The organism is Janthinobacterium sp. PAMC25594 (genome assembly GCF_019443505.1).
In the GTDB taxonomy this organism is placed as follows: domain Bacteria; phylum Pseudomonadota; class Gammaproteobacteria; order Burkholderiales; family Burkholderiaceae_D; genus Janthinobacterium.
This window is the reverse complement of record NZ_CP080377.1, coordinates 2,769,271-2,792,426: the sequence shown is the minus strand read 5'-3', so window position 1 is coordinate 2,792,426 and position 23,156 is coordinate 2,769,271. Positions and strand designations below refer to the sequence as shown.

Genomic DNA, 23,156 nt, shown 5'->3' with positions numbered 1-23,156 from the left:
TGCAGTTTTTCGCAAGACCATGAGAGATTCAAGTGATTATAAAAATATAAACTAATCGCTTATCAAGTCATATCAGGGATCATGAAAAGGAATAAGTTATGATGTTTCGCGAAAAAAAGAGTGTGCAGGTGGTGAGATTGGCGTTGGCCGCGTTCGCCGGCGTCGCAACGATGAGCGTGCACGCGCAGGAAGCGATCGATGCGCCGGTGCCTAAGGTGCAGCGCGTCGAAATCACCGGTTCGAGTATCAAACGCATCGAAGCCGAAGGTATTTCCCCGATCACTGTGATGACGCGCGAATCGATCGCCCGTTCGGGCGCGACGTCGGTGCTGGATCTGATGCGCAACCTGACTGCTGCGGGCGGTAACGGCGGTGAGCTGGCGACGTCGGGTTCCTTCCGCAACGGCGCCACCAGCGTCTCGCTGCGCGGTCTGCCGACCCTCATCCTGTTGAACGGCTATCGCCTGCCGGCGTCCGGTTCGGACGAGTACAGCGGCCAGACCTCGGTCGATCTGAACGCCATTCCGCTGTCGGCCATCGAGCGCATCGATGTGCTCAAGGACGGCGCCTCGGCCATCTACGGCACCGATGCCGTCGGCGGCGTCATCAACTTCATCCTGCGCAAGGATTACCAGGGCTTGACCCTCGACGCCAGCACCGGTTCGACCACCTATGGCGACGGGCAAAACAATAAGGTGTCCGTGTCCGGCGGTTTCGGCGACCGCGACGCGCAGAAATTCAACGTGACCTATTCGGCCTCGTACGAAAAAACCAAGGCCATCCACGGTGTTGACCGCGATTGGGCGAACAGCACCGATTTCACCGGCCACAAGGGCGGCCTGTATCAGGGGGGCGTCTACGGCGCCAAGGGCCGCGATCCCGGCACCATATCGCTGGGCGGTTCGCAGCGCATGCCCGATCCGGAGTGCGACGCGGCCCACAGCAAGCCCTATCCGGATGCGCCGGAATGGGTGGCTGCGCCGAATCGCAGCTCCTGCATGTATTCCGCCGCTGAGTCGATAGACTTGGTGCGCCCGTCCACACGCTACGGCGGGGCGGTCACGGCGAACTGGGATTTGACGCCGGATGTGTCGCTGTTCGCCAATCTGTTTTACAACCACTTCGACACGCGCATCCAAGGTTCGCCGGCCTGGATCCAAAATGCCGACCGCTCCGGCGTGCTGCGTGTGGCGGCGAACAACCCCTTCAATACCTACGGCGTGCCGGTCAATATCCGCCGCCTCTTCCCTGCCGCCGAGGGTGGTACGGGCACCAATGTTGACACCACCTGGCTGGTCGGCGGCGCCACCGGCCGCGCCGCCAACTGGGATTGGACCGTGTCTGTGGGCCACAGCCAAGAGAAGGGCGAAACGCGCGTGTACGGTTCCTTCATGCACGATAAATTGCAAAGTTACCTGGCGCAGGGCAAGTTCAACCCCTTCGGCGGCAACCATAATTCGGAACAGATCATCAACGAACTGACGGCCGACCAGTACACCAAGACCAAGTCCTCGACGGACTTTGCTAAGGTGACCGCTTCGAGCGAATTTGGCCAACTGCCCGGCGGCAAGATCGGTGTGGCCGTCGGTGCCGAGTACAAGCGCGAGAAGCTCAGCTACGATCCGTCGCAGGCGTGGCGCGATGGCGCGATCGGCATCTATTCGACCCTGCGCGGCATCGACGGCTCTGAGTCGCTCGGCGCCGTGTTCGGCGAGTTGGCCCTGCCGTTGCTGAAAAACCTGGAAGCGCAGGCGGCCGTCCGCTATGATCGCTACCAGTTGGCTGGCGGTACCACCAACCCGAAGCTTGGCCTGCGCTGGACCGCCTTGCCGACCTTGATGTTCCGCACCAGCTACAGCACCGGTTTCCGCGCGCCGACGCTGTCGCAGCGCTTTAACGAAGGCCGCGGCGGTTTCGTCGCGACCAAGGATCCGAAGCGTTGCATCGTGGGTGACGCGTATTTTGACACCGCTTGCAGCGGTTCGGCGCTGTCCCTGTTGTCCGGCACGAAGGATTTGAAGCCTGAAAAATCGAAGCAGTTCAACCTGGGCGTGGTCGCCGAACCGATCAAGAACCTGACGCTGGGTTTAACCTACTGGAATATCAAGTGGAACGATCGGGTCGAGAATCTTGACAACGAAACCGTGTTGGCGGGCGAGGATGGTCAGTACAAGGACGCCGTCACGCGCTACGCCGTGACGGCGGAAGACCAGGAGAAGTATAACGCGCTGAGCGCCGCCCAGCGCGCGACGCTGGGTCCGTTGGTAGGTCGCCTGAAGCAGCTGCAGGTTGGCCTGATCAACCGCAGCAAGGTCGTCACCGATGGTCTGGATGTCGAAGCGTCGTACACGCTGCGCACGGCCGAGATGGGGCGTTTCAAGGTGTTCGGCGAGGCGACCTACACGCTGTCCTACAACCGCGTGCTGCTGCCTGACGATCCGGCGATCAATTGCGCCAATAACACGGCTTGCGAGGCCGGTGAATACGGCTATCCTAAGCTGCTGGCCAAGCTGGGCGTCAACTGGGACCGCGGTGCTTGGGCGGCGACGACGAGCGCCAACTTCACCTCGCATTACCACGTGGACCGGACACCGTCGGCGACGATCAACCTTTACTACGACGAGTACACGAACGGCCTGATGATTCCGAGCGCGACCCTGGTTGACGCCTCGCTGTCCTACAGCGGCTTCAAGAGCCTGGTGCTGCGCGGTGGCGTAAATAACGTGTTCGATCGTGTGCCGGCGTTCGATCCATCGTCGAACATCGGCTACGACACCGCCTACGGCAATCCGCGTGGCCGCTACATCTACGTGTCGGCGTCGTACTCCTTCAAATGAGGTGAGGGCAGACTGACGGGCGGGGCGGGCCGATTTGCGGCGCGCTCCGCAGCGGCGGACGTCGCAAAAAACCGGGCCAGGCCCGGTTTTTTTTCGCCCCTACCGGGCGCAAGGGGCACAGGCTGCAGCGGCGGCGTCGCGCGGTTTGATTTTTCCCCTTGTTGGTCTGGTAAAATACATAGCTCTGACTGCGCCCAGCTGCGCTGCAAACGAATTTAAACTCCGCGATCGACCACACACGATGAACTCTACGCTCCCGACTACCAAAATGGCCAATGCGATCCGCGCACTGGCAATGGACGCTGTACAAAAGGCCAACTCCGGCCATCCAGGCATGCCGATGGGCATGGCCGAGATCGCAGTTGCCCTGTGGAGCGGTCACTATCGCCACAATCCCGCGAATCCAAAATGGCAGAACCGCGACCGTTTCCTGTTGTCGAACGGCCACGGCTCGATGCTGCACTACGCGCTGCTGCACCTGACGGGCTACGACCTGTCGATGGATGACATCAAGGCCTTCCGCCAGATGCATTCGAAAACGCCGGGCCACCCGGAAGTCGATGTCACGCCAGGCGTGGAAACGACCACCGGCCCGCTGGGCCAGGGCATCGCCAACGCCGTCGGCATGGCCCTGTCGGAGCAATTGCTGGCCGCTGAATTCAACAAGCCCGGTCACGACATCGTCGACCACTACACGTATGCTTTCCTGGGCGATGGTTGCCTGATGGAAGGTATTTCGCACGAAGTGTGCGCGCTGGCCGGCACCCTGGGCCTGAATAAACTGATCGCCCTGTACGATGACAACGGCATTTCCATCGACGGCAAAGTCGAAGGCTGGTTCACGGACGACACCCCGGCTCGCTTCGAAGCGTACGGCTGGAACGTCATCCGCGCCGTCGACGGTCACGATGTTGCCGCCGTGGCTGCCGCCATCGCCGCCGCCAAGACCGCCAGCAAGCCAACCTTGATCTGCTGCAAGACCATCATCGGCAAGGGTTCGCCGAACCTGCAAGGCGGCGACAAGGTCCACGGCGCCGCGCTGGGCGACAAGGAAATCGCCGCCGTGCGCGAATACATCGGCTGGGATGCCGCACCGTTCGAGATGCCTGCCGACGTGTACGCGGCCTGGGATGCCAAGAAACAAGGCGCCCTGCTGGAAGCGGACTGGAACGAGCGCTTCGCCGCGTACGGCAAGGAATTCCCGCAGCAAGCCGCGGAACTGACGCGCCGCATGCAGGGCGAGTTGCCACAGGCGTTCGAAGCGGCCCTGAGCGCCGCCATCGCTTCCTGCGTAGAAAAGAAAGAAAACATCGCCACGCGCAAGGCCAGCCAGAACGCCATCCAGGCACTGGCGTCGTCGCTGCCGGAATTCCTCGGCGGCTCGGCCGACCTGACCGGTTCGAACCTGACCAACTGGAAAGAGTGCGTGGCCGTGCGTTCGGGCCAGCCTGGCAACCACATCAACTACGGCGTGCGCGAATTCGGCATGAGCGCCATCATGAACGGCATCACCTTGCACGGCGGCTACATCCCGTTCGGCGCCACGTTCCTGACGTTCTCCGACTACAGCCGCAATGCGCTGCGCATGGCCGCGCTGATGAAACTGCGCTCGATCTTCGTGTTTACCCACGATTCGATCGGCCTGGGCGAAGACGGCCCGACCCATCAATCGGTCGAGCACGTCTCGTCGATGCGTCTGATCCCGAACCTGGACAACTGGCGTCCATGCGACACCGTCGAGTCGGCTGCTGCCTGGGGCGCCGCCGTGCGCCGCAAGGATGGCCCGTCGACCCTGATCTTCTCGCGCCAGAACCTGCCATACCAGGAGCGTTCCAGCGAGCAAATTGAAAATATCTACCGCGGCGGCTATGTGCTGAACGACGTGGCGGACGCCAAGGCGATCCTGATCGCCACCGGTTCCGAAGTGGAACTGGCTGTCGCTGCCGCCAGCGCGCTGGCCTCGGAAGGCATCAACGTGCGCGTCGTGTCGATGCCGTCGACCGACGTGTATGACCGCCAGGACGCCGCCTACAAGGCCAGCGTGCTGACGAAGGGCGTGCCGCGCGTGGCCATCGAAGCGGGCGTGACCAGCTTCTGGTACAAATACGTGGGCCTGGAAGGCGCCGTGGTCGGTATCGACACGTTCGGCGAATCGGCGCCTGCCGGCGTGCTGTTCAAGCATTTCGGTTTCACGGTCGAGAACGTTGTCGCCAAGGTGAAAGCCGTTATCGCTGGCTAATATTGATTTTTAACGGTCCTGGCGATGTGCTCGCCGGGGGCGTGCATGTACCTTCTTTTTTAATCAGGAGCAGAGTATGACGATCAAAGTTGCAATCAATGGCTACGGCCGCATCGGCCGTAATGTGTTGCGCGCTTTCTACGAAGGCGGCAAGAAACAGGATATCCAGATCGTTGCCATCAACGACCTGGGCGATGCCAAATCGAACGCCCACCTGACCCGCTACGACACCGCGCACGGCAAGTTCCCGGGCACGGTCACCGTCGAAGGCGACAACATGATCGTCAATGGCGATCCGATCCGCGTGTTTGCACAGCGCAACCCGGCTGAAATCCCATGGGGCGAGCTGGGCGTGGACGTCGTGCTGGAGTGCACGGGCTTCTTCACCACCAAAGAGAAAGCTTCGGCTCACTTGAAGGGCGGCGCGAAAAAAGTCATCATCTCGGCACCAGGCGGCAAGGACGTCGATGCAACCGTCGTGTTCGGCGTGAACCACTCGGTACTGAAATCGACCGACACCGTCATCTCGAACGCATCGTGCACCACCAACTGCCTGGCACCGCTGGTCAAGCCACTCAACGACGCCATTGGCATCGAAACGGGCCTGATGACCACCGTGCACGCCTACACCAACGACCAGGTGCTGTCCGACGTGATGCATGAAGACCTGCGCCGCGCCCGTTCGGCCACCATGAGCATGATCCCGACCAAGACGGGCGCCGCCGCCGCCGTTGGCCTGGTGCTGCCTGAGCTGAATGGCAAGCTGGACGGCTTCGCCATCCGCGTGCCGACCATCAATGTGTCGCTGGTCGACCTGACATTCATCGCCAAGCGCGACACCACCGTGGAAGAAGTCAACGCGCTGATGAAAGCCGCGTCGGAAGGCGCGCTGGAAGGCATCCTGACGTACCAGACCGAACCGCTGGTCTCGATCGACTTCAACCACAACCCGGCTTCGTCGAACTTCGATTCGACCCTGACCAAGGTCTCGGGCCGTCTGGTAAAAGTATCGTCGTGGTATGACAATGAGTGGGGTTTCTCGAACCGCATGCTCGACACCACCGTCGCACTGATGTCGGCCAAGTAATTTTTTGACCGCATAAGAAAAAACGCCCTTCGGGGCGTTTTTTTCGTCTGTCGCCAGCCTATTCCTTGGGTTCGCACTGATTGCGCCACTGCTCACACGACGCCTCGACGCCCTGGTAGCACATGTTGAGGATGTAGTCGCAGTTTTCCGATGGAATCCACGTGCGCACGGCGGCCGTGCTGGAGAACGAAGCTGCGGCGCCGATGGCGAGGGCAAAGACAAACAGGGCTTTTTTAGTGGAAATCATTTTTCTCGCTTTCACAATTGGACAACGGTAGGGTGTCAAATCAAAAGGCCGCCACGGCAGGCATGATGGGCCTGCCAAGCGCAGAAAAATATTAGCATAAAGTTGGATTTTTATTGCTTTAAAGAGAAATATTTTTATTAATGTTGCACGTGCAGGCGGCGCCGGTAGAAGCGCCACAGCACGCGCAAGTCGCGCAGCACGGGCACGCCGGACAGCAGGGTCAGCACGCCGGCGAGCAGGATGGTGGCGGCCGGAAAGCCGATGTGCTTGAAGGCCAGGGCGCCGCTGACGCCGCCGATGAAGAAGCAGCTGATCAGCAGGCTGTGCGTTCTCAGCTTGCCGCGGTTGACCTTCACCATCCGGTCCGGCAGGTGGCGCCGGTTGTAATACGCCATCTTGCCCAGTTCGATGCCGATATCGGTGGACAGGCCCGTCACATGCGTGGTGCGGATGACGGCGCCCGAAATCTTGGTGATGATGGCGTTCTGCAAACCCATGACAAAGCACAGCAGCAAGATGGTGACGGGACCCAGCACGTCGGGCATGGTGGCCAGATAATTGCCCGTCAGGCCGAACAGCAATAACAGGGCCGCTTCCAGCAGCAGGCTGGCGGCAAACTGGCTGTGCAGCCGGCGCCGCTTGCCCCAGTTCACCATGATGGCCGTGACGGCCGCACCGCTGACAAAGGCCAGCCAGGCGCCCAGCGCGGCCAGGGCCAGCGTGATATTGCCCAGCGCCAGGTCATCGGCCATGCCGGAAACGATGCCCGTCATGTGCGAGGTATAGCCGCCGATGGCGAGAAAACCGCCCGCGTTGACGGCGCCGGCCACCAGCGCCAGCACGCAGCCCAGCTGCAGGTTGGCTTGCGTATCGCGTGCCGATCCGCTCAGGCGGGACAGGTAATGAAGCGGCATGCGGGCGCGGTTTCCTCTTTCCTTGGCTTATTTATAGATGCCGGAACCGACAATCATATTGTCGACCCGTTCGATGTAGCCGGATTTTTGCTCGACCACCTTGGTCAGCGGATTGGGCCACTTGAAGTCTACCCAGCCGCGTCCGGCCGGCGTATTGGCCGTGGTGATCAGCGACTTGACGATGGCCTTGCCCTCATTGTCCTTCAGATCGATCAGGTTCTTGCCGACCATCTTGGGATTGTTACCGTGCGCCAGGGTGACACCATTCATGTCGTACACATAAATGTACAGGTCGCGGTCATGGAAGCTGGTGTTGGCGGGATCGGCGATGGCGGCAAAGGCCTTTTCCTTGCCATCGGCCTTGATCATGGCCACGGCGCGCTTGGTCATGGCGATGGCTTCGTCCGCGCTGCCCTTGGGGGCTGCCCATGCCGCTGCCGGCATGGCGCAGAGGATGAAACTGGCAACGAGGGCGTGGATGCCCGTTTTTACACTCGTCTTCATACGCTGTCTCCTGGGATGATAGGCAATCCCGGCGCGGCCTGTTGTACGGCACTACTGGGAAGTGGAATTGCCTGTACGTATCATACGCCGCCGCCGGGCTTATGCAATCGTTGCGGGAAAGATCGTGTGCCACAGGCGCATCACGTTGTCCGCATGCACGCGCACCCTTTCCGGTTCCACCCGGGCCAGGTCGTGGCCTTGCAGGCGCAACTGGTGCTGCAGCTTGCGCAGCGCGCGGTAGGCATCGGCCACCAGGGCGGCCAGCTGCGCGTCGATCAGCCCCAGTTCGCCGCACAGGCGCAGCAGGGCGATATTGCCCGAGTTGGCCGTCAGCTGCGGATACTGCGCCGCATGCTGCAGCACCAGGTATTGCACCATGAACTCGATGTCGATCATGCCGCCCGGATCTTGTTTCAAATCAAAGCTGCCGGGGCGGGGCGGGTGGGCGTCCAGCATCTTCTTGCGCATGGCCACCACTTCGCCCTTGAGCGGGCCGTTTTCCGGTCGTTCCTTGCGCAAGATCGTGTCGCGGATGCGTTCGAAGTGCTTGCCGATGGCGACGTCGCCGGCGCAGAAGCGCGCGCGCGTGAGCGCCTGGTGTTCCCACACCCAGGCCGCGCTGCCCTGGTAGCGCTCGAATGCCTGCACGCTGGAAACGAGCATGCCCGAGGCGCCATCGGGGCGCAGGGCGATATCGATGTCGAACAGGATGCCGGCCGAGGTGTGCGAGGTCATCCAGGTGATGAAGCGCTGCGCCAGCTTGGCGTACAGGCCGGGCGCTTCCTGGTCGTCGTCGTCGAACAGGAAGATGACGTCCAGGTCCGAGACATAGCCCAGTTCCTTGCCGCCCAGCTTGCCGTACGCGATGACGGCGAATTTCGGCACCTCGCGGTGGCGCGCAGGTAACGTTTGCCACACGGCTTGGACGGTGGCGGCGACGATGATGTCGGCCAGCTGCGACAGGTAGTCGGCCAGCTTTTCCACGCTCAGGTCGCCCGCGAGGTCTTGCGCCAGACACTGGAACAGCTGCGCATGGTGGGTTTCGCGCAGGATATCCATCTGCCGCTCCGTGTCGCCGGGCGCGTCGTCGAGCTGACGCTGCAGGTCCAGCGCCAACGCGGCCGGGTCCGGCACCGTGTTGCGGATGCGCTCATCGAGCAGTTCATCGAGCAAAATCGGGTGTTGCGTGAGGAAGGTGGCGGCCCAGCCGCTGGCGCACACCATGCGCACGACCCGTTCCAGCGTGTGTGGATACTCTGTCAACAATGACAGATAGGCCGAGCGCCGTGCAATCGCTTCCAAAAAGTCGAGCAGGCGGCCCAGGGTGGCCAGCTGGCTGGCGTTACCGTTGGAAACGGAACAATCGGTGATCAGGGGCAGGGCGGAATTGACGAGGGCCACCAGCCGCGTGCGGCTGGCCTCGGGCAAGGATTGCAGCCGCGGCGCCTGCCACGTGGCCAGCAAACGGCGCGCGCAGGCGGCGGGCTCATGGAAACCCAGCGCGGCAAAGCGCGCCTCGATGGCTTCCTGCTGGTCCGAGGCGGCGCAGTCGTTCGACGTCTGCGGGTCGATGCCCGTGTCGGCCGGCGGCGTGCCGCTGCTCTTGTCGCTGAACATTTCGTCAAATTGTCCCGCGACAAACACGCGGTGCGCTTCCAGCCGGGCCAGCAGGGTGGGTGTGTCGGGCAAGCCCATCATCTGCGCCACGATGAGGCGGTCGGCGTCATTCGCGGGCAGGGTATGGGTTTGCGCATCATCGAGGTATTGCAGCCGGTGTTCGAGGTTGCGCAGGAAAGTATAGGAGCCGAGCAGTTGTTCCACGATGGCCGGTTCCAATAAACCCTTGTCCGCCACCGTGCGCAGGGTGGCGCGCGTGGAACGCTCGCGCAGCTCCGCGTCGCGCCCGCCGCGTATCAATTGAAACACTTGCGCCAGGAATTCGATTTCGCGGATGCCGCCGCGGCCCAGCTTGACGTTGTTGCTGCGGTCGGGATGCAGCCGCTCCTGGCGGTTGACCTCGGCGCGGATCTGGCCGTGCATGGTGCGGATGGCGTCGATGACGCCGAAATCGAGGTAGCGGCGGAAGACGAAGGGGCGCACGATGGCGTCGAGCGAGGCGATGTCTTCCGGCTTGCCCGTCACGGCGCGCGCCTTGACCCAGGCGTAACGCTCCCATTCGCGCCCTTGCACGATCAGGTACTGTTCCACCATGCCAAGGCTGGCGGCCAGCGGCCCCGAGTTGCCGTTCGGGCGCAAGGCCATGTCCACGCGGAAAGTAAAACCGTCTTGCGTGATCTCGGCCATGGCGGCGATCAGTTTCTTGCCCATGCGAATGAAAAACTCGTGATTCGACAGGCTGCGCTGGCCCGGCACGGTGACTTGCGTGTCGCCATCTTCCGGGTAGACAAAGATCAGGTCGATATCCGACGAGACATTCAGTTCGCCGCCGCCCTGCTTGCCCATCGCCAGCACCATCAAGGCCTGTTCCTCGCCCGATTCCTCGCCGACGGGCATGCCGTGCAGGGCCACCATCTCGGCCATGATGGCGTCCACATGCGTGCGGATGGCGAAATCGGCAAAGCCCGTCATGGCCGTCACGACTTCGTTCAAGTCGGCCTGGCCGCCCAGGTCGCGCGCGATCAGGCCGCAGACGAGCAGGTTGCGCAGGCGGCGCATGGCCCGCTCGGGCGGCAGCGGCGGCGTGGCGGCGTTCGCCTGCTCGGCCAGCGCGGCGGCAAAATCGAGCCCGTCCAGCGGCGCGCGCACCAGTTGCGCTACCTGTGCGGCGCGCTCGGGGGCGGCGTCCAGCCAGCGCTGGTAGAAACGGGAGGCGGAGATCAAAGGCTGTGTGCTCATGGTATCGGTAAGGGTCTCGTGGATGCTGCGTGCATGTTCTTGTTTAACTTGGCTGCGAACGGCGGGGGATGCGGTAAAATTGTGCCGCCGGCCCCACCGCCGGTAGTGCGTGCCCTTCCGGACGATGGTAAGGGAGGCTTTGCTCAGACGCAAGCGCAAGGATGCAGGCGCGCACCACGAATGCAGACGATTTTTGCCATTATTTGACGCCGGGCCAGTTTATTAGCTTATTGATGCAAAAACCGCCAGAAGCAAGCGTGACAGAACATGTGCCATTGGCCCTGCGCTGGCAGCGGCTGCGTGCCGCCTATCGCATGGCGAATCTGGCCACCCACCATGTGTTGGGTTTTACCGTCAAACTGGTGCTGCTCGCGTATTTCGCCTTCGCCGTGCTGTTTTTATTCCTGCGCTACGCCATCCTGCCGAATATCGATTATTACAAGGGCGATATCGAGCGGGCGGCCAGCCGCGCGCTGGGCAACCCTGTCAGCATCGCGCGTATTTATGCCTCCTGGCATGGCGTGCGGCCGAATCTCTTCCTCGGCGACGTGAGCCTGCGCGACCAGGCGGGTCGCCAGGCGCTGAGCCTGCCGAGCATCTCGGCCACCGTATCGTGGTGGAGCGTGCTCGGTTCCGTGCGCTTCGATACCCTGGAAATCACGCGGCCCGACCTGGACGTACGGCGCAGCAAGGATGGCAAGCTGTATGTGGCCGGGGTGCTGGTCGACAGCACGCAAGGCAGCGATGGCAAGGGTGCCGACTGGCTGCTGTCGCAGCATGAGATCATCATCCGCGACGGCAAGGTACGCTGGACGGACGAAGCGCGCGGCACGCCGGAGCTGGCTTTAAGCCAGGTCAACTTGCTGCTGCGCAACCACTGGCGCAGCCACCGACTGGGCTTGCAGGCCACGCCGCCCGCCAGCCTGGCCGCGCCCATCGATGTGCGCGCTCACTTCAGTCATCCGCCTTTCAGCACGCGCATCTCGGATGTGTCGATGTGGAAGGGCGAGTTGTACGCCGACCTGAAAAACGCCGACCTGGCCGCCTGGCGCCGCTACCTCGATTATCCGTTCGAGCTGAGCCAGGGCAAGGGCGCCCTGCGCGCCTGGCTGAGCCTGGATCACGCGCGCCTGGCCGGTTTCACGGCCGACGTGGGCTTGACGGATGTGCAGGCGCAACTGGGCCAGCATATCGCCCCGCTCGACTTGCTGTCGGTCAGCGGGCGCATTTCAGCAAAGGAAGAGCTGTCGGCGCAGGTGCCGGACGGCAAACCCACCTTTGGCGCGAATGGACACCAGGTGGAGTTGACGAATTTCGCGGTGGAAACCCGCGATGGCCTCAGCTTGCCGCCCACGACCTTGTCCGAGCGCTACATTGCTGCCACCAAACGTAAGCCGGCGCGTACGGAAATCACGGCCAAGTCGCTCGATTTGCACACCCTGGCCGCGCTGGCCGACAAGCTGCCGCTGGGCGAGCAGCAGCGCCAGCGCCTCGATGCCCTGGCGCCGCGCGGGCGGTTGCAGGATTTTTCAGCGCAATGGGAAGGCGACATGGCCACGCCCGCCAGCTACCGCCTGCGTGGCAAGCTCATCGATCTTGGCCTGAATGCGCAGCCGGCACGCCTGGCCGTGGCGAAGACGGCGACCAGCCCCGCACAGGCGGCCGCGCCGGCCATTCCCGGCTTCGACCACTTGACCGGCAGCATCGACGCCAATGACAAGGGCGGCAGCATCAGTATCGACGCGCAGGACCTGGTGTTGCAGTTCCCCACCTATCTGAGCGAGCCGGCCTTGCCGTTCGAACAATTCGCCATGCAGGCGCGCTGGACCTTCGAAGCGGGCAATATGCTGCAAGTCGGGCTGGACAAGCTTGATTTCGATCAGCAAGGCTTGCGCGTCGCCCTGCAAGGCACGCACCGCATGCCGCTCGACGGCAAGAATCTGGGCCAGGTCGACTTGACGGGCACGATCGATAATTTCCAGATCAACACCATCGGCCGCTATCTGCCGCTGCAAACGCCCGAGCACCTGCGCCACTGGCTGACGGGCGCGCTGGAAGGCGGCGTGGCGCGCGATGCCAGCCTGCGCCTGCGCGGCGAACTCGAACATTTCCCCTTCAAGGGCGATACGCCGGCTCAGCGCAGCCGGGGCGACTTCCGCGTGGCCGGCAAGCTCGAGAACGGCATCCTGAATTATGCACCGGGCGAATTGGCGGAAAACGGACCGCTGGCGGGCAAGGCGCCCCGGTGGCCGCAGGCGGAAAAAATCAAGGGCAGCTTTGTTTTCGAGCGGGCGCGCATGGAAATTCGCGGCGACACGGCCACCACGGGCGGCGTGGCTTTGACGAATGTCAAAGCCGTGATTCCCGACCTGACCGTGTTCGACACCTTGCTCGACATCGAGGGCAATGCGGCCGGCCCGATGCAGGAATTCCTCAAGTACGTGACGGCCAGTCCCGTGCTGGGCTGGATCGAGCATTTCACGGATGAAACGACGGCGACGGGCAACGCCAAGCTGGCTCTCAAATTGCACTTGCCGATCGAGCGCATGCTCGAGGCGACCGTGCAGGGCGGCTTGCAACTGGCGGGCAATGACGTGGTGCTGTTCCGCGACATGCCGCCCGTGCTGGGCACGCAGGGCAAGATCGAATTCAACGAAAAGGGCGTCAACCTGAATGGCTTGAACGGCAGCCTGCTGGGCGGGCCGCTGGCCATCTCGGGCGGCTCGCAGCCGGACAATTCCATCCAGGTGAAAATCGCCGGCAACATGACCGTCGACGGCTTGCGCAAGACGTATCCGGCACCCGTGTTGCAGCGCCTGGCGAAACATTTGAATGGCGGCGCGCGCTACAGCGGCCTGATCACGGCGCGCGACCACCAGGTGGTGGTCAATGTCGAGTCGCCGCTGACGGGCCTGGGCCTGGATTTCCCCGCGCCCCTGAAAAAGCCGGCCGGCGACAGCCTGCCCATAAAATTCACCCTGACGGGCAATGCGGCCAACGGCGCCGGCCTGCGCACGGACGATATCCGCATCGCGCTGGGGGCCGGCATCGCCGCCCGCTACCAGCGTCAGAAGCAGGGCAAGGAAGCCTGGCGCCTGGTGCGCGGCGGCATCGGCGTGAACGTGCCGGCGCCGGAACCGGACAGCGGCATGATGCTCAACGTGAATATGAAAACCCTGGACGTGGACAGCTGGATCGCCGTCGGCAGCGAAATCGCCGGCAACGCCACGGCGCCAGCCGATGCGGGTGGCAATGCCGACGACGCACCCGATATCGCGCAATATGTGGTGCCGGACATGATGGCGGCGCGCGCCAGCGAACTGATGCTGGGCGAGCGCAAGCTGGAAAATGTGGTCGTGGGCGCCACGCATCAAAAGGATGTGTGGCAAGCCAATATTGACGCGAAACAAGTGTCGGGCTATGTGACGTGGCTGGAAACGCCGTCCGGCCTGGGCAAGATGACGGCGCGCCTGTCGTCGCTGATCATTCCGGAATCGGCCGCCAACGATGTGAAGAGTTTGCTGGAAGGCAAGAGCGGCGCCCAGTCGATCCCGTCGCTCGATATCATCGCCGAGCACTTTGAACTGTTCAACAAGAAGATCGGCCGGCTGGAGTTGCAGGCCTATAACACCATGGCGGCGGGCGGGCGTGAGTGGCGCGTGGGTAAGTTGCAATTGTCGAATCCCGATGGCGCGCTGAGCGGTAATGGCAAATGGGTCATCAAGGATGGCCAAAGCACGACCAGCCTGCGTTTCGGCCTCGATATCGTCGACGCGGGCAAGTTGCTCGACCGCTTCGGCTTTGCCGACACGGTGCGCCGCGGCAAGGGCCGCCTGAGCGGCGACATCGCCTGGAACGGCTTGCCGTATTCGCTCGACATTCCCACCCTGTCGGGGCAGATCGAGATGAATGTGGAATCGGGCCAGTTCCTCAAGCAGGATCCGGGCGCGGCCAAGCTGTTGGGCGTGCTCAGCCTGCAAGCCTTGCCCCGTTTGCTGAAACTCGATTTCCACGATGTGTTTTCCGAAGGGCTGGCCTTCGACGGCATCACGGCCAACGCCAGCATCAAGCGCGGCGTGGTGACCACCGACAACCTCAAGATGCACGGCGTGGCGGCCACGGTGCTGATGGATGGCAAGGCCGACATCGCCAATGAAACGACGAATTTGCACGTGGTGGTGATCCCGGAATTTAACCTGGGCACGGGGCCGCTCGTGTATGCGCTGGCCGTCAACCCCGTCATCGGCCTGGGCAGCTTCCTGGCGCAATTGTTCCTGCGTGCCCCCGTGATGAAGGCGCTCACCTATCACATGCAGATCGCCGGCCCGTGGAAGTCGCCCGTCGTGACCAAGCTCGATGGTGGTAAATTGGAGCCTGTCGCCGTGCCTGCCGCCGCAGCCGGGGAGGCGGTGGCGAAATAGGCGAAGCGTTCGAATGGAGAAGAATGGCAATGATGCATACAGTGGCAGCAGTACAAATGATTTCCTCGCCGTACGTGGAAGAGAACCTGGCCACGGCGCGGCGCCTGGTGGCGCAGGCCGCCGCCGCTGGCGCGCAGCTGGTGGTGCTGCCCGAATACTGGGCCATCATGGGCCAGCAGGAAACGGACAAGCTGGCCCATGCGGAACAGCCCGGCAGCGGACCGATCCAGGATGGCATGGCGCAGATGGCGCGCCAGCACGGCATCTGGCTGATCGGCGGCACCTTGCCCCTGATCTCCGGCGAGGAGGGTAAAGTCCTCAATACCACACTGGTGTACGACCCGCAGGGCGAGCCGGCCGGCCGCTACGACAAGATCCACCTGTTCGGTTTTACGCGCGGCACCGAGTCCTACAACGAATCGCGCACCATCGTGCCCGGTGCGCAGGTGCGCGCTATCGAGACGCCGTTCGGCCGCGTCGGCCTGTCCATCTGCTATGACTTGCGCTTTCCCGAACTGTATCGCGCCATGGGCGATTGCGCGCTGATCGTCGTGCCGGCCGCGTTTACCCATACGACGGGCAGCGCCCATTGGGAAGTGCTGCTGCGCGCGCGCGCCATCGAAAACCAGTGCTATGTGCTGGCCTCGGCACAGGGCGGCTTGCATCCGAACGGCCGGCGCACCTGGGGCCACAGCATGCTGATCGACCCGTGGGGCGAAGTGCAAGCCGTGTTGCCCGAAGGCGAGGGCGTGGTCAGTGGCGAGATCGACCTGGTGTTTTTGGCTGGCGTGCGCGAATCGTTGCCGGCGCTCGCTCACCGCACCATGTAAATTGAATGTTGAGAAAAGATAGCCATGATTCCATTTGAACCCAATCTGTCCAGCCTGGCCGTGGCGCGCGAGATCCTGCTCACGCCGTTTGGCCTGGACGAAGACAAGCTGCTCAAAGCCCTGGGCACGATGTTTACGCACAAGGTCGACTATGCCGACCTGTATTTCCAGTCGACCAAGAGCGAAGGCTGGAGCCTGGAAGAGGGCATCGTCAAGACGGGCAGTTTTTCCATCGACCAGGGTGTGGGCGTGCGCGCCGTGTCCGGCGACAAGACGGCCTTTGCGTATTCCGACGATATTTCCGAGCGGGCCTTGCTGGAAGCGGCAGCGGCCACGCGCACGATTGCGCGCGCGGGTGCCGGCAGAGTCAAGATCGCGGGCCAGATGCAGCCACAGGGCGGGCGTACGCTGTACCTGCCCAATGATCCGCTCGCCTCGCTGGATGCCACGGCCAAGGTGCAATTGCTTGAGCGCGTGGAAAAGATGGCGCGGGCGAAAGATCCCAGAGTCGTGCAGGTGATGGCGGGGCTGGCGGGCGAATACGACGTGGTGCTGGTGCTGCGCAGCGACGGCGTGCTGGCGGCCGACATCCGCCCGCTGGTGCGCGTCTCGCTGACCGTCATCGCGGAGCAGAATGGCCGCCGCGAAACGGGCTCGGCCGGTGGCGGCGGGTGTTTCAGCTATGACTATTTCAGCGATGACGTACTGGAACAATACGCGGCCGACGCCGTCAACTCGGCCCTGGTGAACCTGGAAGCGCGCCCCGCGCCCGCCGGCCCCATGACCATCGTGCTGGGACCGGGCTGGCCCGGCATCTTGCTGCACGAGGCGATCGGCCATGGCCTGGAAGGCGATTTCAACCGCAAGGGTTCGTCCGCGTTTTCCGGATGCATCGGCGAGCGCGTGGCGGCCAAGGGCGTCACGGTGGTCGATGACGGCACCCTGGCTGGCCGGCGTGGCTCGCTGAATATCGACGACGAGGGCAACCCCACGCAGTGCACGACCCTGATCGAGGATGGCATCCTGAAGGGGTACATCCAGGACACCATGAATGCGCGTCTGATGAAGATGCCCGTGACGGGCAATGCGCGCCGCGAATCGTTCGCCCACCTGCCCATGCCGCGCATGACGAACACGTATATGCTGGGCGGCGACAAGGACCCGGGCGAGATCCTCGCCTCCGTGAAAAATGGTTTGTATGCCGTCAACTTTGGCGGCGGTCAGGTCGACATTACCAACGGCAAGTTTGTCTTCTCGGCCAGCGAAGCGTACATGATCGAAAACGGCAAGCTCAGCTACCCCGTGAAGGGCGCCACCCTGATCGGCAATGGCCCAGACGTGCTCAACCGCGTCTCCATGATCGGCAACGACATGCGCCTCGATTCGGGCGTGGGCGTGTGCGGCAAGGAGGGGCAGAGCGTGCCCGTGGGCGTGGGGCAGCCGACCCTGCGCCTGGACGGCATCACGGTTGGCGGCACGGCCTGACGTTTTGGATGGTTTGCGTAGGTCGGGTTGGTCGCGTAGGTCGGCTTAGCGCGCAGCGCGTAAGCCGACACCATCAACGGTCGCGTAAGTGTCAACAATGGTGTCGGATTACGCGTGGCTTCGCCCCGCTAATCCGACCTACGCTCCCGCTTTTCCGATTTCTCAGAATTTGTATTTCACCCCCGCACTGAAAAAGCGTCCCGCCGCGCCCGCGTAGTCGAGCGGGTTATAGCCTGTGGCGCCATACGTGAGCGGATCGAGCGGGGCGATCTTGTCGAACAGGTTTTGCACCGTTGCAAACACTTCCAGCTTGGGCGTGGCCAGCCAGCGGGCCGTCAGGTCCACCGTGGTGAACGAGGCGATGCGGCAGCCGCGCGGCGCGTCCGTGCCGTCGGCAAAGTGCGTGGCGCAGCCGTCCGGGTCGTTCTTGAAGCTGATATTGTCGAGCGGCGCGCGGTAGTTGACATTGGCCGTGACGCGCCAGTTCTGACGCTCCCAGGTGGCGCTCAGGTTGACCCTGTCAGCGGGCGTGCCCATGCAGTTGGAGACATCGCAATTGCCGTGCGTGCCGGCGAAATCGCGCTGCGTGCCGTCCTGCTCCGTGCGCAGCCATTTGTACAGATGCGTCCACTTCACGTCGAACACCAGGTTGCCATAATCGCTGCCCAGGTCGAAGCGCTGGCGGCCGTCGATATCGATGCCGCGCACCGTGGTTTGCGCGGAATTGACATAGCTGGCCAGCACGGCCGTGATGGCGCCCGGATCGCCGGGAATGCCCGTGGCCGTGGACGGGTCGCGCGCCACGTGGCCCTGCGCAATCGCCGTGTCCGTCTGTTCCTGGTTGATCTCATTCTTGCGGCGGATTTGCCACAGGTCGACCGAGAGGCTGGTGCGCGGCAGCGGGTCCCAGATGGCGCCCACGGAATAGCTGCGCGAACGCTCGGGCGACAGTTTGGGATTGGGCGAGGTGATGACGGCGATGGAGGCGGGATCGCATGCCACTTCCACGCCCAGCGCGCAGCGCAGCGGATCGGCGGCGGTGGAAAACGCGGCCAGGCCGCCGACGCCGTTTTCCGCCGCGCTGGGCGCGCGGAAGCCCTTGGCAAAGGTGCCGCGCAGGGCCAGTTCGCGCAGCGGCGTCCATTTCACGCCCACCTTGGGCGTATAGGAATTGCCCACGTCGGTGAAGTGGTCGGCGCGCAGGGCTCCCGACAGTTCCACGGTTTTCAGCACGGGCGCCAGCACTTCGGCATACAGGGCCGAAGCGTTGCGGCTGCCCTTGTAGGCGGAATAGCCGAGGCCGATGATATTGCCCCGTTCCGTGCCTGTGGTCGGGTTGAGTTCCGTCGATTCGTGGCGGAACTCCGCGCCCACGGCCACGCCCAGCTTGCCACCCTCGAGTTGGCCCATTTCGCGGCTGGCCTTGAAGTCGATCTGCGCGATATGCGTCTTGGCGTCGTTCGAGATGCGCGGCGACAGGGCCGCGTACAGGGCGGGCGAATTGAGGCCCGCGTTTTCCGCGATGCGCCATACGCTGCCGGCGGGCAGGGCCGCATAGGCCGGATTCAGGCGGGCCGCGGCGACATTGGCGTCGCTGGGGTTGAGCAGGGCGAAAGCCACGTCGCGCTGCAGGAAGCCGCCTTGCTCGTTCGCGACCTTGTTTTGCGAGTACAACAGGGCGCTGTCGATATCCCAGCCCGCCACGCTGCCCTTGATGCCGGCGACGAAGCGCGCAAAGGTGGAATCGACTTCCGAGGTGCGCGGGCCGACGTCGGCGGCCAGGTAGCGCAGCCGTGCATCGCGGCCGAAGTAGGGATTGTCAGGATGGCCGGCGCCCAGCGCCACTGCCGCATTACTGACCGGGCCGCCCGGAAAACCCACCGAGCCGCTGACGGTCGACGGCGTGGTGACGGAACTCGATTCGCTGTGATACAGATTCAGTTCCACATAGGTTTGCAGTGCCGGCGTCAGTTGCCAGGCGCCGCGGCCAAAAAAATTGATGTTCTTTTGCTTGGGCTGGATCTGGCCGTATTGCTGTGCCGCATCGGTCAGGCAGCCGCCGCCCGGATCGCCCTGCGGGTGGTTGGTGAAGTTGCCGCAGGCGGCGCCGGGGAAGGTGCGCGTAAAGCCCACGCCGGCCAGGTTGCCGCGGTTGTAGTAGTCGAAGGTGTCGGGATTGCGCACATTGCCGTTGACGGCGCTGCCGGCCGCGTTGTTGGTGGTGATGGCACCGGCGCCGCTGAGGGTTTCCTGCGCGCTGAAGCCCAGGTCGCGCAAGTCGCTGCGGCCGACGGCGCCCCGTCCGGCCCGGTCGCGGTTCGAGATCGCCCCTTTTTCGCTGTATTCGAGGTTCAGCAGCACGTTGTAGCGGTCAGCGTCGATATCGCCGAAACCATGCGTGATGGACGCGCGCGCCTCGCGCCCGTCCCAGTCCTTCGTCTTGCCATAATTGCCCTTCACGGCCGTGCCCTGGTAATCGCGTCGCAGGATCACGTTGACGACGCCGGCGATGGCGTCCGAACCATAGATGGCCGAGGCGCCATCCTTGAGGATTTCCACGCGCTCCACCGCTTCCAGGGGGATGATGTTCAGGTCGGTAAATGTCAAGACCGGCCTGGTTATATACGCGTTTAACGAATAATTCCGGCTTTTTCTCCTGCCATTTCTTCATCGCCTGAATCGGTGTTGCGTTATCCAAGGCGCGCTGGGGAATGTTGTGGTTGTAGATTTTCAGGTAATTGCGCAGCGTCGATTCCAGTTCGGCCCGGGAGCCGAAACGAGTCTGGTTGACGACCTCGCTGATACGGCCATTGAAGCGTTCGACCATGCCGTTGGTTTGCGGGTGACGCGGCGGAATCAATCGATGTTCGATCACCAATTGCTTGCACAGCACGTCAAAGACATGCTTGCCGCTCGGGATACGGTCGCCGCTGACAGGGTCTTTTTTCTTGCTGGTAAAACGGTCGGTGAACTGGCTGCCGTTGTCAGTGAGTAGTTTGACGATGGTGATCGGGCAAGCATTTTTCAGTTTGAGCAGGAAGTCGGTACTGCTGCTGTCGGACTGGTTGGCATAGATTTCCATGAAGACCCAGCGTGTGGCGCGGTCAATGGCGACGAACAGGTAACGGCGTTCGGTTTCATCGAGCATCTGCGGTAAGTACTTGATATCCATATGTAAAAAGCCCGGCTCGTAGTCCTTGAACGACTTTTTGGTAACCGGTTTGTCGTCTTCGAGTGCGGCCATTTTAAGCAAACTGGAGACACCATGGCGCCGCAAGCAGCGGCCCAGGGCGCCACGCGAAAGCGCCGGGTTGACGAACTCACGCGCCACCGCCAGCAAGTCGTCGGTGGGCAAAAGCAAGGTGGTGCGTAGCGCGATGACGACCAGTTCCTGCGCTGGCGTCAGCGTCGTATGCATGGTGTGGGGCCGGTGCGAACGGTCCTCGGCGCTGTCGCGGTTCTGCCATTTACGGATCGTCAGGCGGCTCACGTTATAGCGCTCGGCAAGCTCCCGTTGGGGCAGTGTCGAGTTGCGGATTTCTTCCCGGATCAGGTGGGTGGTGCGGGCTCGGCTGTGAAGGGCTTGGGTCATGGCGCTGGCGGTGAGGTGACAGGAATCAACAGTGTACTCAACAGGCGCCTGGCTTTGAAGTAGGGCAAGCTGCGAATAGGAATATGATCACCCAATTCTAAACAGGTAAACACTTTCTGGCCGTCGTCGGCCAGGCCGTAGGGCGCCACGCGGCGCCCGTTCAGCAAGACCAGGGTCGACGCCGTGCCCAGGCCGCGCAGCGAGATGCCCGACGCGCCGGCGGCAAAGCCGCCGCTGAAGCTGGTAGGGACGGAGCCCTGGTTGTCGACGGCCAGGGTTTGCAGCAGTTCGGCCACGCTGGCCTTGCCCGATTTCTCGATATCGGCCGCATTCAGGGTTTGCACGGCCGAGGCTGTTTCAGCCTGGGCGCGGCGGATGTTCGAGCCGGTGATTTCCACGCGCTGCAGGGGCGCAGGTGCGGCATTGTCCTGTGCCAGGACGGGTAGACTCAGCAGTGCACTGGCCAGTGCCAGGCCCAGGCGTGGTGGCGAAAAGGCAGCGGGCTGAAACAAGGGAGTAGGGCTCATTTTGTTCTCCGGAAAGGTCAGGCAATCAAAGGTTGTCGATGCGTCCTTGAGTCTTGTCCGTCCGGTCCGCCCGGGATTAGATCTTGATCAGTAGTGTGTCGTTTGCCGTCGCCGCCGTGGTGTGTGCGCCACGACGGGCTCAGCACTGAACTGACCATGCCGGTCGAATGGCGCGCAACTTTTTATGCTTTTTTACGCGCTTTGCCGTGTAAAACGGCAGCGGCATGCGGCTTTGCCGACAAATATGCTTGCCAACCCTTGCAATTTAGGTTTATAGTCGTTCATCACTTATGGATGACTCGCATGTTCGCTCGCCACTTTTTTACCGCTTATTTTTACTTTAGCAATTCCAACCCAAAGGCGGTGGAGTAGCGGTCGGTTCACGTAGCAGCAAAAAACGAGATCCCAGCAAATTCTAAAAAACCGCCACTGATGGCGGTTTTTTTTTACCCAGATGTTTTACCCATCCTTAAATTTTGGAGAAAATGATGCCCCGCACCGATGATTTGCGAATTCGCGAAATGAAGGAATTGACCCCGCCGTCCCACCTGATCCGCGAATTCGCCTGCTCGGAGCAAGCCGAACAGACCGCTGCCAGCGCCCGTATCGCCCTGCACCGCATCCTGCACGGCCAGGATGACCGCCTGATGGTGGTGATCGGGCCTTGCTCCATCCACGATACCAAGGCGGCGATGGAATATGCGCGCCTGCTGGTCAAGGAGCGCGCGCGTTTCGCCGGTGAACTGGAAATCGTCATGCGCGTCTACTTCGAAAAGCCGCGTACCACGGTGGGCTGGAAGGGCTTGATCAACGACCCGTACATGGACAACAGCTTCCGCATCAACGACGGCTTGCGCATGGCGCGCGAATTGTTGCGCGATATCAATGAGCTGGGCTTGCCTGCCGGTACCGAGTTCCTCGACGTGATCAGCCCGCAATACATCGCCGACCTGATCAGCTGGGGCGCCATCGGCGCACGCACGACGGAGTCGCAGGTGCACCGCGAGCTGGCCTCGGGACTGTCGTGCCCCGTCGGCTTCAAGAATGGCACGGACGGCAATGTGAAAATCGCCGTGGAAGCCATCAAGGCCGCCTCGCAGCCGCACCATTTTCTCTCCGTCACGAAGGGCGGCCACTCGGCCATCGTCTCGACCAACGGCAACGAGGATTGCCACATCATCTTGCGCGGCGGCAAGACGCCCAACTATGACGCGGCCAGCGTGGACGACGCGTGCAAGGCCATCGCGGCGCAAGGCCTGGCGGCGCGCCTGATGATCGACGCCTCGCATGCGAACAGCTCGAAAAAACCGGAAAACCAGATCCCCGTGTGCGCCGACATCGCCAGCCAGGTGGCGGGCGGCGACAGCCGCATCGTCGGCGTGATGGTGGAGTCGCACCTGGTGGCGGGGCGCCAGGATTTGATCCCGGGCAAGGAATTGATCTATGGCCAATCCGTCACGGATGGCTGCATCGACTGGAGCGCCAGCGTGGCCGTGCTGGAAAACCTGGCGCAAGCCGTCAAGCAGCGCCGCCTGCAGGGCGACGCGGAATGAAATGATGTGGCGCGCCGCATGAAAAAAAACCCCGGAAAGCTTAGCTTTCCGGGGTTTTTCAGTT

13 protein-coding genes and 1 pseudogene are annotated in these 23,156 nt (G+C 62.7%); 7 read left to right on the top strand and 7 right to left on the bottom strand.

The genetic code is table 11. The annotated features are described in order from the left end of the window. The first annotated feature begins 131 nt into the window (after positions 1-131). The 3 genes from KY494_RS12545 (at position 132) to gap (ending at position 6,163) form a co-directional block, all read left to right on the top strand. The gene (locus KY494_RS12545) at positions 132-2,837 is read left to right on the top strand and encodes a TonB-dependent receptor (protein ID WP_258194827.1); all 2,706 of its coding nucleotides are present in this window, start codon (positions 132-134) and stop codon (positions 2,835-2,837) included. A gap of 241 nt (positions 2,838-3,078) precedes the next feature. Further along, on the top strand, positions 3,079-5,076 hold the full coding sequence (gene tkt / locus KY494_RS12540) for a transketolase (RefSeq protein WP_219891151.1): 1,998 nt from the start codon (positions 3,079-3,081) through the stop codon (positions 5,074-5,076). A 76-nt stretch (positions 5,077-5,152) separates the two neighbouring features. Continuing rightward, positions 5,153-6,163 (top strand): type I glyceraldehyde-3-phosphate dehydrogenase, encoded by a 1,011-nt coding sequence (gene gap, locus KY494_RS12535; RefSeq protein WP_096234037.1) that lies wholly within the window; start codon positions 5,153-5,155, stop codon positions 6,161-6,163. A 58-nt stretch (positions 6,164-6,221) separates the two neighbouring features. Here gap and KY494_RS12530 read toward each other — a convergent pair whose 3' ends face one another. From KY494_RS12530 to glnE, 4 genes are all read right to left on the bottom strand, one after another. Continuing rightward, positions 6,222-6,410 carry a hypothetical protein gene (locus KY494_RS12530; protein ID WP_219891150.1) on the bottom strand — a complete coding sequence of 63 codons (189 nt, stop codon included), beginning with the start codon at positions 6,408-6,410 and terminating at the stop codon, positions 6,222-6,224. Positions 6,411-6,547: 137 nt separating this feature from the next. Beyond that, positions 6,548-7,324 carry a YoaK family protein gene (locus tag KY494_RS12525; RefSeq protein ID WP_219891149.1) on the bottom strand — a complete coding sequence of 259 codons (777 nt, stop codon included), beginning with the start codon at positions 7,322-7,324 and terminating at the stop codon, positions 6,548-6,550. Positions 7,325-7,351: 27 nt separating this feature from the next. Further along, positions 7,352-7,828 (bottom strand): cache domain-containing protein, encoded by a 477-nt coding sequence (locus KY494_RS12520; protein ID WP_099760460.1) that lies wholly within the window; start codon positions 7,826-7,828, stop codon positions 7,352-7,354. A 99-nt stretch (positions 7,829-7,927) separates the two neighbouring features. Continuing rightward, positions 7,928-10,684, bottom strand: coding sequence for a bifunctional [glutamate--ammonia ligase]-adenylyl-L-tyrosine phosphorylase/[glutamate--ammonia-ligase] adenylyltransferase (gene glnE / locus KY494_RS12515; protein ID WP_258194826.1), 2,757 nt, complete (start codon positions 10,682-10,684; stop codon positions 7,928-7,930). Between the two features lie 233 nt (positions 10,685-10,917). On the opposite strand from glnE, the gene KY494_RS12510 reads away from it, so the two are divergent. The 3 genes from KY494_RS12510 to tldD are packed head-to-tail and all read left to right on the top strand — an operon-like array spanning position 10,918 to position 17,420. Continuing rightward, positions 10,918-15,105, top strand: a complete 4,188-nt coding sequence (locus KY494_RS12510; RefSeq protein WP_219891148.1) for a YhdP family protein — start codon at positions 10,918-10,920, stop codon at positions 15,103-15,105. Between the two features lie 29 nt (positions 15,106-15,134). Continuing rightward, complete coding sequence (locus KY494_RS12505) at positions 15,135-15,935, top strand: carbon-nitrogen hydrolase family protein (protein WP_219891147.1); 801 nt, start codon at positions 15,135-15,137, stop codon at positions 15,933-15,935. 24 nt (positions 15,936-15,959) lie between these two features. Then, complete coding sequence (gene tldD, locus KY494_RS12500; RefSeq protein WP_219891146.1) at positions 15,960-17,420, top strand: metalloprotease TldD; 1,461 nt, start codon at positions 15,960-15,962, stop codon at positions 17,418-17,420. A 162-nt stretch (positions 17,421-17,582) separates the two neighbouring features. Here tldD and KY494_RS12495 read toward each other — a convergent pair whose 3' ends face one another. From KY494_RS12495 to KY494_RS12485, 3 genes and pseudogenes are all read right to left on the bottom strand, one after another. After that, positions 17,583-20,027: a TonB-dependent receptor domain-containing protein gene (locus tag KY494_RS12495; RefSeq protein WP_258194825.1), complete on the bottom strand. Its 2,445-nt coding sequence runs from the start codon at positions 20,025-20,027 to the stop codon at positions 17,583-17,585. Beyond that, positions 20,023-21,012, bottom strand: a pseudogene (locus tag KY494_RS12490) (IS481 family transposase); the annotation flags it as partial. The pseudogene KY494_RS12490 and the gene KY494_RS12495, both read right to left, overlap by 5 nt. Next, entirely contained in the window at positions 21,009-21,539 is a 531-nt protein-coding gene (locus KY494_RS12485; RefSeq protein WP_258194824.1) for a Plug domain-containing protein, read from the bottom strand. The gene KY494_RS12485 and the pseudogene KY494_RS12490, both read right to left, overlap by 4 nt. 488 nt (positions 21,540-22,027) lie before the next feature. Between KY494_RS12485 and aroG the strand changes: the two genes are divergently transcribed. Beyond that, a complete protein-coding gene (gene aroG, locus KY494_RS12480; protein WP_308836442.1) occupies positions 22,028-23,092 on the top strand; it encodes a 3-deoxy-7-phosphoheptulonate synthase AroG in 1,065 nt (354 codons plus the stop codon). Positions 23,093-23,156: the final 64 nt, after the last annotated feature.

What these genes read in the sequence shown, in the direction of transcription:
- KY494_RS12485 (WP_258194824.1), bottom strand. Translation starts at nt 21,539, where the DNA reads ATGAGCCCTACTCCCTTGTTTCAGCCCGCTGCCTTTTCGCCACCACGC.
- KY494_RS12520 (WP_099760460.1), bottom strand. Translation starts at nt 7,828, where the DNA reads ATGAAGACGAGTGTAAAAACGGGCATCCACGCCCTCGTTGCCAGTTTC.
- KY494_RS12525 (WP_219891149.1), bottom strand. Translation starts at nt 7,324, where the DNA reads ATGCCGCTTCATTACCTGTCCCGCCTGAGCGGATCGGCACGCGATACG.
- aroG (WP_308836442.1), top strand. Translation starts at nt 22,028, where the DNA reads ATGCCCCGCACCGATGATTTGCGAATTCGCGAAATGAAGGAATTGACC.
- KY494_RS12510 (WP_219891148.1), top strand. Translation starts at nt 10,918, where the DNA reads ATGCAAAAACCGCCAGAAGCAAGCGTGACAGAACATGTGCCATTGGCC.
- gap (WP_096234037.1), top strand. Translation starts at nt 5,153, where the DNA reads ATGACGATCAAAGTTGCAATCAATGGCTACGGCCGCATCGGCCGTAAT.
- tkt (WP_219891151.1), top strand. Translation starts at nt 3,079, where the DNA reads ATGAACTCTACGCTCCCGACTACCAAAATGGCCAATGCGATCCGCGCA.
- KY494_RS12530 (WP_219891150.1), bottom strand. Translation starts at nt 6,410, where the DNA reads ATGATTTCCACTAAAAAAGCCCTGTTTGTCTTTGCCCTCGCCATCGGC.
- tldD (WP_219891146.1), top strand. Translation starts at nt 15,960, where the DNA reads ATGATTCCATTTGAACCCAATCTGTCCAGCCTGGCCGTGGCGCGCGAG.
- glnE (WP_258194826.1), bottom strand. Translation starts at nt 10,684, where the DNA reads ATGAGCACACAGCCTTTGATCTCCGCCTCCCGTTTCTACCAGCGCTGG.
- KY494_RS12505 (WP_219891147.1), top strand. Translation starts at nt 15,135, where the DNA reads ATGATGCATACAGTGGCAGCAGTACAAATGATTTCCTCGCCGTACGTG.